6 protein-coding genes are annotated in these 12,380 nt (G+C 60.7%); 2 read left to right on the top strand and 4 right to left on the bottom strand.

The genetic code is table 11. From position 1 onward, the window contains the following. Positions 1-834 precede the first annotated feature (834 nt). Positions 835-5,946: an Ig-like domain-containing protein gene (locus tag NFI08_RS15395; RefSeq protein ID WP_349590453.1), complete on the top strand. Its 5,112-nt coding sequence runs from the start codon at positions 835-837 to the stop codon at positions 5,944-5,946. Positions 5,947-6,707: 761 nt separating this feature from the next. Then, entirely contained in the window at positions 6,708-8,258 is a 1,551-nt protein-coding gene (locus NFI08_RS15390; RefSeq protein WP_349590450.1) for a hypothetical protein, read from the top strand. 267 nt (positions 8,259-8,525) lie between these two features. Here NFI08_RS15390 and NFI08_RS15385 read toward each other — a convergent pair whose 3' ends face one another. The 4 genes from NFI08_RS15385 to leuD all read right to left on the bottom strand — a co-directional run bounded on the left by NFI08_RS15385 (position 8,526) and on the right by leuD (position 12,379). Next, entirely contained in the window at positions 8,526-9,203 is a 678-nt protein-coding gene (locus NFI08_RS15385) for a uracil-DNA glycosylase (RefSeq protein WP_349590447.1), read from the bottom strand. 117 nt (positions 9,204-9,320) lie between these two features. After that, a complete protein-coding gene (gene asd, locus NFI08_RS15380) occupies positions 9,321-10,433 on the bottom strand; it encodes an aspartate-semialdehyde dehydrogenase (RefSeq protein ID WP_253028619.1) in 1,113 nt (370 codons plus the stop codon). A gap of 127 nt (positions 10,434-10,560) precedes the next feature. Further along, positions 10,561-11,631, bottom strand: coding sequence for a 3-isopropylmalate dehydrogenase (gene leuB / locus NFI08_RS15375; RefSeq protein WP_108132823.1), 1,071 nt, complete (start codon positions 11,629-11,631; stop codon positions 10,561-10,563). A 94-nt stretch (positions 11,632-11,725) separates the two neighbouring features. Further along, a complete protein-coding gene (leuD, locus tag NFI08_RS15370) occupies positions 11,726-12,379 on the bottom strand; it encodes a 3-isopropylmalate dehydratase small subunit (protein WP_349590442.1) in 654 nt (217 codons plus the stop codon). Position 12,380: the final 1 nt, after the last annotated feature.

Below are 12,380 nucleotides of genomic sequence, written 5' to 3'. Positions count from 1 at the left end.
CACCCGGACTTGTCCGGGTGAAGCCTTATCTAGCGCGATACGCTACCTGCCTTTACCAAGTGCTATCCCTGCACTCACTGATATCTTCGCCGTTCGTCATTCGTCATTCGTCCCAACGACTCATATAAAAAATCCATATCAACTCACCTGACTAGTTGACACTAAAACCTCAAAAAACCCCTTTCTTAAGTACCATAAAACTTCTTACAAACACCCTCGAAACAACCCCATATCAATGATCACAGAACAACCAACCCCCATAAAAAACCGGAACACTTTCACACCAATTCAGAAAATAACAAGATAAAAAATTCAAAATATATTGCCTCGCAATGCTATTCTTGTTCGTCATAATATCGAACATGCGGAAAACAATATCTTCTAAACTTATCGGATAGGGCTTCGCTATACAAGAAAACCAACAGAGGCAATCAGAACCGTGCACCACGACTAAATCATCACATCTAGCGTTCACTGAGCACGTTCGCCTATCCTCGCCGCAACAGCCTGCGATGCACAAAACTGTCGCTTTGTAAGCGAAAGACAAGGCCGGCCCGCCACTACGATCACTCTCAATCCAGGCAGCACCATCCCAGATATCGGCTTCAATGGAAACAGCAGGGCAGGTCCGAGGAAGAAAAAAATTATTTTAGTATAAAATACGATAAACCCTCCCTCAAATAACCCATCAATTCGATTTATTATCACATGTATCGCACTAAACTTTGAGACATTCGCTCCCGTCCATGAGTACAGTTTCACCACCTATTCTTCTTGCATACGTTTAACGATCCCTCGCCTGAACTGACGATAATCCATGCAAGGAATCGCCAAATGAATTTCAACATCGATTCGTCATTGAATCAGTCCACCGCTGCCACTCTGTTTGCGCAAGATAGCACCACCCAGGTCACCGCCCTGGCATTGCTGGATGAGGATGGCTTGCCCGACGGGATTCCAGGCGGCCCCCAGGATGCGGCGGGTCAGGACACCGTGGCAACCGGTACCCTGGGCTATAATTTCGGCGCCAACGGCCCAGCCGCGACCCACCCCTTTCGCTGGGAAACCACCGACCTCCCCGCATTGACGTCTGGCGGTGCCCCTCTTTCCTACCAGGTTTCACCAAGCGGCCGAATCCTATCCGCCTCCAGCAGTGATGGCACAACCGTACTTCAAGTCAGGCTGACTGATCTTGTCTCAGGCAGCTACAGCGTCTCGCTGCTCCACCCGCTCGACCATCCCGACGAAACCATCGAAAACAACCTGATCTTTTCGGTCTACTACACCATCACCGATGGTGATGGTGATAGCGCCACCGCACGCCTGGGCCTGGATATCGACGATGACTCGCCGACCACGACCGTTATCGCTCCCTCGAGCCTGGAAGCCGGCGATACCGTCTCCGGCACCTGGTCACAGCAAGGCGGAGCCGACGGCGTCGCCGACACCGTCGTCAACCTCCAGGCCGACGACAACGAGTATCCGCTCGGCACACCGATCGATACCGGCAAGGGCATCCTGATCGTCAACCCCAACGGTACCTGGCGTTTCAGCGCAGACAACGATGCCAGCGGCGCACTCGACTTCAACATCACCACCAAGGATGGCGACGGTGACAGCTTCAGTTCAAGTGCCCACATCGTCATCTCCGGCGGCAATGGTATAGGCCCCACCACCCCCGAGACGGATGGCAATTCTGCCACCGTATCGCCCAAGGCGGTGGTCGATGAAGATGGCCTTCCCGGCGGTATCGCCGGCGGCATCAATGATTTCCCGGGCGAACGCATCATCGCCACCGGCCGGCTGCGCTATGACTTCGGCGATGACGGCCCAGGGGGCTTCACCTGGAGCACCGCCGGCCTGCCTGTACTGACCTCCCAGGGAAGCCTGGTCAGCTGGGCACTCAGCGCAGACGGACGCTCACTTCTTGGCACCAGCGCCAGCGGACAGCAGGTCCTCTCGATTCAACTGAGCGATCTTGCCGCCGGCACCTACCGGGTCGACCTGTTCAAGCCGCTGGATCACCCCCGAGCCGATGTCGAGAGCGACATCAACTTCAGCGTCGGCTACACCATCACCGACGCCGACGGCGACAGTGCGCAGGGCATCCTCCGCGTTACCGTGGATGACGACATGCCAGTGCCGGGCGACGATACCGCCGCAGGCGACAACAGCGGGCCCATCACGGTTGACGTACTGGACAACGATGACTTTGGCGCCGATGGCCCCGGCGAGCTCACCAGTGTCACCGTCCAGGGCGGCCCGGATGTTGGTACCGCCACCATCAACCCTGACGGCACCCTGACCTTTGTTCCCCACCCTGGCTTTACCGGAAACGCCACGATTGACTACACCGCCACAGATGGCGATGGCAGCACCGTTACCGGCAACCTCAGCGTCGAGGTCGCCGACGGCGGCGGCGGCGGCACAGGCCCCACCACGCCGGAAACCGATAGCAATCCCGACACCACCCCGCCAAAAGCGGTTCTCGACGAGGACGGCTTACCTGGCGGCATCGCCGGTGGCGTCAATGACGTGGCTGGCGAACGGATCGCGGCGACCGGCTCGCTGGGCTACGACTTTGGCAGCGACGGCCGCGGCAGCTTTACCTGGAATACCGCCGGCCTCCCCGTCCTCACCTCCGGCGGCAGCCCGGTCACCTGGTCGCTAAGCGGCAATGGTCGTTCGCTGGTCGGCTTCAACAACGCGGGTGAACGTGTCATTTCCGTCCAGCTCACCGACGTTGCCAACGGCATCTACAAGGTGGTGCTGGCCAAGCCGCTGGATCATTCCAACCCCAGTGTCGAGAGCGACATCAACTTCAGCGTCGGCTACACCATCACCGACAGCGTCGGCGACAGCGCCTCGGGCACTATCGGTATCACCGTCGATGACGATACGCCGGTGGCCAACGCCGACAACGCCACCACCGACAATGACGGCAGCGTCACCGTCGACGTTCTCGGCAACGACCGGTTCGGCGCCGACGGCCCCGGCGGCATCACCAATGCCACCGTCCAGGGTGGCGCGGGTGTCGGTACTGTCACCGTCAACCCTGACGGCTCCCTGACCTTCACGCCCAACCCGGGCTTCGTCGGCAACGCCACCATCGACTATACCGCCACTGACGGTGACGGCAGCGCTGTCGGCGGCAGCCTCAATGTTTCGGTCACAGATGGTGGCTCCGGCCCCACTACGCCAGAAACCGATGGAGATCCGCATACCGTGCCACCCAAGGCGGTGCTCGACGAAGACGGCCTGCCTGGCGGCATCGCCGGTGGCATCAGTGACGTGGCTGGCGAACGGATCGCGGCCACCGGCTCGCTGGGCTATGACTTTGGCAGCGACGGCCCCGGCAGCTTTAGCTGGAACACCGCCGGCCTCCCCGTCCTGACCTCCGGCGGCAGCCCAGTCATCTGGTCGTTGAGCGGCAATGGGCGTTCGCTGGTTGGCTTTGACAACACAGGTAACCGTGTCATCTCCGTCCAGCTCACCGACGTTGCCAACGGCAACTACAAGGTGGTGCTGGCCAAGCCGCTGGATCACTCCAACCCCAGTGTCGAGAGCGACATCAACTTCAGCGTCGGCTACACCATCACCGACAGGGTCGGTGACAGTGCCTCGGGCACTATCCGCATTACCGTCGATGACGACACGCCGGTGGCCAACCCCGACATCGCCATTACCGACAACGACGGTTCCGTCACCGTCGATGTGCTCGGCAACGACCGGTTCGGCGCCGATGGTCCCGGCGACATCACCAAAGCCACCGTCCAGGGTGGTGCGGGTGTCGGTACCGTCGCGGTGAACCCCGACGGCACCCTGACCTTTACGCCCAACCCCGGCTTCGTCGGCAACGCCACCATCGACTACACCGCCACTGACGGTGACGGTAGCGCTGTCGGCGGCAGCCTCAATGTTTCGGTCGCCGATGGTGGCACCGAGCCCTCCACGCCAGAAACCGAAGGCTCGGCTCCAGTGGTGGCCGTGGTCGATGAAGATGGGCTGCCAGGCGGAAACGCAGGCGGCAATGGCGATGTTGCAGGCACGGCGGTAGTGGTGACGGGGCTGCTGGGTTACAGCTTTGGCGACGATGGCCCCGCAGCCGGCGGTGGCTTCGCCTGGGGCTCCGACACTTCAGGTCTGCCTGCGCAGACATCCGACGGTCAGGATATTCGCTACTTCCTGAGCAGCAATGCCCTGTCCCTGGTGGGTCTTGATGAAGCCGGCAACCGCGTCATCGCCATCGACATCCTCAATACCGCTACGGGTCAGTACCGAGCCGTGCTTTCTCAGCCGCTCGACCACCCGATCGCAGGCACCGAGGACGACCTGCGCTTCAACGTCAGTTACACCATCACGGACAGCGACGGTGACACGGCACAAGGCAACCTGGTCGTCGTGGTCAACGACGACTCACCCAGGACTTCAGCGGTTCAGGTCGGTCAGATGACCGATGGGGCCACCGCCGACATCAACTTCTTTGGCGCCGACGGTGCCGGCTCGCTGACCTTCGGTTCAGCAGTGGCGGGTACCCAGGTAACCAGTCCGAGTGGCTTGCCGGTCAGGACCTCCAACGGCGACACCCTCACCTATCAGCTGAGTGGTAATGGGCTGACACTCAAGGCGACCACCGCTGGTGGTTTCGTGGCATTCGAGGTCACGCTGGCGGCGGACGGTTCCAGCTACTCCGTCAACGTCTTCGATGACGGCATCGGCCCCATCGGGCAGTCAAGTCTCAACCTTAGCGACGCTACCAAAGAGGTCCTTGTCCCGTACCAGTTCCAGGGCGGATCCGGATTCGGGTCTCGCTACCTCGCCTACGAAAATGGCGACGTCGCGCCGGACGTGGTGGTATCCGCGTGGTCGGTAGACGATGGTCAGAGCAGTGCTTCTTACCTGAGGTCCGAGGCGAACGGCGTCGTGGCGGTGGGTAGCGACATCCTGACCGGCGAGAACGAAATCATTCGTATCGATTTTGTCGACGATCTAGCCTTCTCCAGCAATCGTCCCAACTGGGAAGATCATCGTGGGGTTACCTTCTTCAGCGACGTCATGATGCGCGCCGAGAGAATGGAATTCCCCATGGTCGCGATCAAGGCCTTTGGCCTGGCGCCGGATGGCAACGCCACCAGTGGGCATCCCTACGAAGCTGGCCAGGAAAACGTGCTGTCCCTGAGCAGAGGTGATATTCGCTTCTTCGACACAGCAGGCCGCGATATCACCTCGCGCCTGGATATTACCGAGTTGGACGACGGCTCGCTGCGCATCATGAACATCCCGAGTACTGCTCGCTTCGAGATAACCACTGACGAGCCGTTCGAAACCCTGGAGTTCAAGGGGCTACATGACTGGTATGCATTCTCGCTGAGCGGTGACTTTGAATATTCCTGGCTTGAGAAGGGAGACCAGGGAGGAGGCAATGGCGGAGCCCTGACACTGCCGGTTGAAGGGGCCGATGGGGATGGAGACAGGGTCAACGGAAACCTTGAGTTGGCGTTGCCGTCTTCCGGATCGAGCACGAGAACAGCATCGGCTCGTAGCCTTGATACCAGCAACACAGATGATGGTGATAGTGAAATCTGGGCGGCTGCCGGTGCAGACACCATCGTGTTCCAGTCGGGAGATGAGGGAACATCAGCCAATCCCTCCATGGATGTGGTGAATAACTTCACCCTTGGAGATACCGCGACAAATGCTGATGCGGATACTCTGGATCTATCCGATCTGCTCCACGACGCCAGCGAGGAGGATGTGTCTGACTACCTGCATGCAAGCCAGGACGAAGACAACACCGTTCTGTCGGTAAAGTCGGACGGTGGCATCGGGGCCTCCGGTGCAGGTGCCGACCAGGTTATCACTCTGACCAACGTCAGCATGTCAGGATCGTCCAGCGACAACTTCCTCAACCAGCTAATTCAGGACGGACAGCTCAACATGGAGTAAACCAGACAGGTTCATGAACTAGCCCAGCAATCACTACGTGCCACTCGGTTCGACATCGAGTGGTGCGTCTCTGCTTATCGATCCACTGCTCTCTTTATCACAACCTGGCCACCGTCGATCATTGCCTCCGCAATGCCGGGAACCTCTTGTTCTGTAGAACTACCCCCTTTCTGCCGATGCGTGAAGGCTGAACGATGCAGACCATCGTCGGATTCTCGGTAATGCTGCCGGCAAGGCTTCAGGTAAAATGGAGCGACATATGGCAACCGTCGAATCCGGCCATGCCGCCAACCCGACAGCTTTCTAGCCACACTGGCGCGGCATCGACAACGACGACAGACAGTACTGCGCCTTGATGCAGAGCCCGTCGGCCTGGTGATCTCACTGGTGGAAGGCAAATAGCCAGCGCACCGGGTCGCATGCGACCTAAAGCCCCTCATTGCTGCTCTACTCGTGACTCTATGTACGCAATCAACGCTATTTTTCCTGATACATTGTCACATCAACCATTACTTAAACCGCTTACAATATCGGCAGAAAATCACTCATCTTTTTCTTTTTTTCCACTAAAAAAATCCCAAGCCATTGATTACACGTAAGCTTAAATCCCTCTCCTCTATCAATAGCCTTACCCTCTCTGTGAGGACAAGAATGGATGCCTGGGTGCGGGGTCCCTTCCTTCAGCATACCCTCCATACTCGCCAGAGCACCGACTTCCCGGCAAACAACCTCTACAGAACCTACCGTCAAGGACTTTTACCATGCGATCTGGCTTGGACAGTCTCGTTGTCGCGACCATCCTGTCGCCCCAATTCGAGGAAGAAAACGATATCAGTACGGTCGCCAAGGTGGATGAAGATGGGCTTCCCGGCGGTAATCTCGAAGGCCCGAGCGACCTTGGCGGGTCCGAGACGGTGGTCACCGGCACCATCCCCTACAGCTTTGGCAGCCTGGGGCCGGCAAGTTTCGCGCCTTTCTCGTGGTCATCCAGCGGCTTGCCAAGCCTGACATCCCGGGGCGAGGCACTGAAATACACCGTTTCCCCCAGCGGCAGGACCCTGGCAGCCAAGACCCTCGAGGGGCAAACCGTCTTGCACCTTACCGTTACCGATATCGATGCCGGGACCTATCGCCTTGCCTTGCGCGCACCGCTGGATCATCCCATCACGGGCAGCGAGGATGATCTGGCCTTTTCGGTCCAGTACACCATTCGCGACAAGCAGAACAATCAGGCTTCGGCACGGGTAGGCATCGTGGTTGACGATGACTCCCCGACAACTACCATCGATTCACCCGTCGCCGTGGACGCTGGCGACAGCGTGACCGGCTTCTGGCGCCAGCGCGGTGGCGCCGATGGCGTCGAATCCACCAAGGTGATCCTGGTCGGCAGCACCACCGAGTTCGATCTGGATCAAAGCATCTTTACCCCGAAGGGAAGCCTGACGGTCCACTCGGACGGCAGTTTCACCCTGGACGCCAGTCCCAGCGTCACCTCAGACGCAGAGCTGGTCTTTCAGATTGTCACCACCGATGGTGATGGCGATAGCGTCGCAAGCGAGGGTCGCATCAGCGTCAATGCATCACTGCTACCTGACGATCGCCCAACGACGCCCTTGAGTGATGACGACATTGCAACCGCATCGCCACTTGCCTTGCTCGATGAGGATGGCCTGCCAGGGGGCGAGCCCGGTGGAATCGGTGACATACCCGGCGAGGCAACCGTCGCCATGGGCAACCTCGGCTACGACTTTGGAGACGACGGCGCCGGAGACGTGGTCTGGGAAACCCACAACCTTCCTGATATCCGTTCCGGTGGCACAAGGATCGACTGGCAGCCAGGCGCTGAGGGCAAGCAGCTGACCGGACTCGACGCCGATGGCAGGACAGCACTTCACGTCGAGCTGCTGGACGTGGAGGACGGCACCTACCGCGTCACCCTGTCACGCCCGCTGGACCATGGTGGAGTCAACATCGAGGACAATCTGGATCTGAGTTTTGGCTACCGGATCACCGACAGCGACGGCGACAGCGCCCTGGGTGAGCTGCTAGTGCGCATCAACGATGACTCGCCGGTGAAGGGACGATCAAACCAGGACACTCCCGCAGCCGAGCCACTCGATATCGCCGAGCTTCTCGATGACAACGAGAGCGCTGGCAAACTCACTGACCGCGCCATCACTCCCTTTTTGGACGATGATGCGAATCCCTCGCCGACAGCGGCGCAGGCCTCTCTCGATAGCGTGATGGCTCCAGCGATCAACGACGATTTGCGCACTCTGCTGGAGGATACGACGATCCCTGCCGATATCTAAGGCGTGCACCAAAGGTGCTTAGGCTCATCGACCTTTCGAATTGTGACTGACACGCAGTCAGACCGCGCCCTGCAAGCAGATCAATCGAGCGGTCTCGACCGAGTAATGCTGTCGGGAACGCTTCCTACGGCTTGTCTGAAAAGTGCCTGCGCTCGGTAATACGGCGTTAAAAATCGGATCAAAATGCTCATTTACACCCCGTAAACTGCGCTTTCTCACCGATTTTTGCCTTGTCTAACCTTCGCTCGTCGACTTTTCGGACAGCGCCTAGCGAGCAGGGTCGGCAGTATCCAGCCGACTCATCAGCAGCCTGAGGCCGCGCTCGAACTCGGCCTTGCCGCCGTAGGAAGGGTGGCGCAGGGCGACGACCTCTCGCTCGGGAAAGGCGGCCTGGGCCGCCAGGGTGCCCTTTCGCCCAACCCCGGCCACCATCGTCGGCGTCGAGTGAGTAGTGACCAGCTGATCCAGCCGCCTGAGCCAGTCGATGCCTTCGCTCAGCTCTGCTGCGCGTGGCGCGCGGTTGCTGTGCGTCCGCGCTATCTGATGGGGGTGAAAGGGAAAGGCGTTCCACACCAGCGGGGTCATCCCAAGACGTGCGAAGCACTCCCAGGCGATGGTGGCGGTGGCTTCGCTGCCGCCCTCCGGTACCAGGGCGAGGTGCGGTCTCAGCGTCTCGATAAAGGGATGCTTACAAGAACGCAGTAGTGCCGGGCTCGACAACGGGATTCCCGTCTCGCCACCGCCCTTGAAGCCCAGTGCTTCGGCCACCAGCAGCAGTCTGGGCGGGCCAGCGGTGGTCGTTTCCCTGGTGTGTTCCAGCATCAGCTCGAGATAGGCCGTCAGGTTGTCGGCCAATGGCTTCTTGCGCCAGGGATTGGCAACGTCCGGCCCATCTGGCCGCCTGCGCAATCGCCTGACGAATGAACGAACGGTGGTCTGGCCCAAGCGCCCTGCTCCGCTGCTGATCGATCATGTAAAGAACGCGATGGGCCCGCACATCAGAGGCCCTGAACGACGTCGGGGCGCCCAAAAGGCGCCCCGACGATCCGATAGTGCTTTGCCTTAGCGCTCGCGCAGTACCTTGAGCATGCGCTTGAGCGGCTCTGCGGCGCCCCACAAAAGCTGGTCACCGACGCTGAAGGCGCTGAGGTACTCACCGCCCATGTTCAGCTTGCGCAGACGACCCACCGGGATGCTCAGGGTGCCGGTGGCAGCGGTCGGCGTCAGCCCATCGATGGTGGCGTCCTTGTCATTGGGGATGACCTTGACCCACTCATTGTGGCTCGCGATACGCTCCTCGATCTCGTCGAGCGGCACATCCTGCTTGAGCTTGATGGTGAACGCCTGACTGTGAGAGCGCATGGCGCCGATACGCACGCACAGACCGTCGATGGGGACCGGGCTGTCCTGGCGACCGAGAATCTTGTTGGTCTCGACGTAGCCCTTCCATTCCTCGCGGCTCTGACCGTTATCCAGCTTGGAATCGATCCACGGCAGCAGGCTGCCGGCGAGCGGCGCACCGAAGTTGTCGGTGGGGATGGCGCCAGTACGCATCGCCTCGGTGACCTTGCGGTCGATGTCGAGGATGGCACTGGCCGGATCCTTGAGCTCGCTTGCCACGCTGTCACGCAGGCCGCCCATCTGGTTGAGCAGCTCGCGCATGTGCTTGGCGCCAGAGCCGGATGCGGCCTGATACGTCATGGAGGTCATCCACTCGATCATGTCCGCCTCGAACAACCCGCCGAGGCCCATCAGCATCAGGCTGACGGTGCAGTTGCCGCCGACGAAGGTGCGCGCACCGGCGTCGAGCTGGGCGTCGATCACCTTGCGGTTGACCGGGTCGAGCACGATGGTGGCGTCATCGCTCATGCGCAGGGTGCTGGCAGCGTCGATCCAGTAGCCCTTCCAGCCGGCACCGCGCAGGTCTTCATAGACCTTCTTGGTGTAGTCGCCGCCCTGGCAGGTGATGATCACGTCCAGCGCCGTGAGCGCCTCGATGTCGAAGGCGTCCTTCAGCGGAGGCACGTCCACACCCACGTCGGGGCCGGCCTGACCGACCTGGGAGGTGGTGAAGAAGACCGGCTCGATGCCGTTGAAATCTCCATCTTCCACCATCCGCTGCATGAGCACGGAACCCACCATGCCACGCCAACCGACGAAACCGACTTTCAACATGTGAAGTCCTCCAGAAATCGAGTGAGGCAATCATTATACAGAAACCGGCAGCACCTTTCAGATGCCACCGGCACAGTCAGGATGGGCGACGCCCGATTGCCGGGCGCCAGCACCACTAACAAAGGCGTTAAAGCGCCGCCAGCACCGCATCCCCCATCTCACTGGTGGACACCTGGCGGGTGCCCGGATAGGCGATGTCGGCGGTGCGCAGGCCCTGATCCAGCACCTTGCCCACCGCAGCCTCGATGCGCTCGGCCATGGCAGGCTCGTTGAGCGAATAGCGCAGCATCATCGCCACCGAGAGGATGGTGGCCAGCGGATTGGCGACACCCTGGCCAGCGATATCCGGGGCGCTGCCGTGGCAAGGCTCGTACATGCCCTGGCCGCTTTCGTTGAGCGAGGCCGACGGCAGCATACCGATGGAGCCAGTCAACATGGCGGCGGCGTCGGACAGGATGTCGCCGAACATGTTGCCGGTCACCACCACGTCGAACTGCTTGGGCGCGCGCACCAGCTGCATGGCGGCGTTGTCCACGTACATGTGCGACAGTTCCACGTCCGGGTACTCGGCGGACAGGCGCTCCATCACCTCGCGCCACAGGATGGTGACCTCCAGCACGTTGGCCTTGTCGACGCTGCAAAGCTTCTTGTCACGCTTGCGCGCCATCTCGAAGGCCACCCGGCCGATGCGCTCGATCTCGCTCTCGCTGTAGACGTAGGTGTTGAAGCCGACGCGCTCACCGTCACGCTCCTCGACGCCGCGGGGCTGGCCGAAGTAGATACCGCCGGTCAGCTCGCGCACGATCATGATATCGAGCCCGGACACCACCTCGGGCTTGAGGGTCGAGGCCTCGGCCAGCTGCGGATACAGGATGGCCGGGCGCAGGTTGCCGAACAGCCCCAGCTCCTTGCGCAGCCCCAGAAGCCCCTTCTCGGGTCGCTTGGAAAGGTCCTCGATGGTGTCCCACTGGGGGCCGCCTACGGCCCCCAGCAGGATGGCGTCCGCCGCACGCGCCTTGGCCAGGGTCTCCTCGGGCAAGGGCTCGCCGTGGACGTCATAGGCGCCGCCGCCTACCAGCGCTTCCTCCACGTCCACGTCGAGCCCCTTGGCCTTGAGCGCCTCGAGCACGCGGCTGGCCTGGGCGGTGATCTCGGGGCCGATGCCGTCACCGGGAAGGACAAGAATCTTGCGGGTCATGAGATGGGGTTCCTGAAAGCTGGCAGAAAGATGAAGATCGAGAGAATCGTAGGCCCCGCCATCGGGCGGGGCCAGCTGTCGATGAGAGACAGGTCTACGCCTTGGCCGGCTCGCGGAACAGCCAGGGGCGAGCGGTGCGATGACGCGCCTCGAAATCGGCGATGGCGGCCTCGTCCTTGAGGGTGATGCCGATATCGTCGAGGCCTTCAAGCAGGCAGTGCTTGCGGAAGGCGTCCACCTCGAACTCGAGGATCTCGCCGCCAGGGGTCACCACACGCTGGTGCTCGAGGTCGATATCGAGACGGTAGCCCTCGTTGGCCTCGACCTCGGCGAACAGCCGGTCGACCTGCTCTTCAGGCAGAGTAATCAGCAGGATGCCGTTCTTGAAGGCATTGTTGTAGAAGATATCGGCGAAACTCGGCGCGATGACCGCGCGGAAGCCGAAGTCCTCCAGCGCCCAGGGCGCGTGCTCACGGGAACTGCCGCAGCCGAAGTTGCGCCGTGCCAGCAGCACCTGGGCCCCCTGATAACGCGGCTGATTGAGTACGAAATCCGTGTTCAGCGGGCGCTGACTGACGTCCTGACCGGGCTGGCCCTCGTCGAGGTAGCGCAGTTCATCGAACAGGTTGACGCCGAAACCGGTACGCTTGATCGACTTCAGAAACTGCTTGGGGATGATCAGGTCGGTGTCGACGTTGGCCCGATCCATCGGCGCGACCAGACCCTCGAGGCGTTCGAACTTTTGCATG

The organism is Halomonas sp. EF61 (assembly GCF_040147045.1).
In the GTDB taxonomy this organism is placed as follows: domain Bacteria; phylum Pseudomonadota; class Gammaproteobacteria; order Pseudomonadales; family Halomonadaceae; genus Halomonas; species Halomonas litopenaei.
The sequence above is the reverse complement of the archived record's forward strand: the minus strand, read 5'-3'. Positions and strand labels throughout refer to the sequence as shown.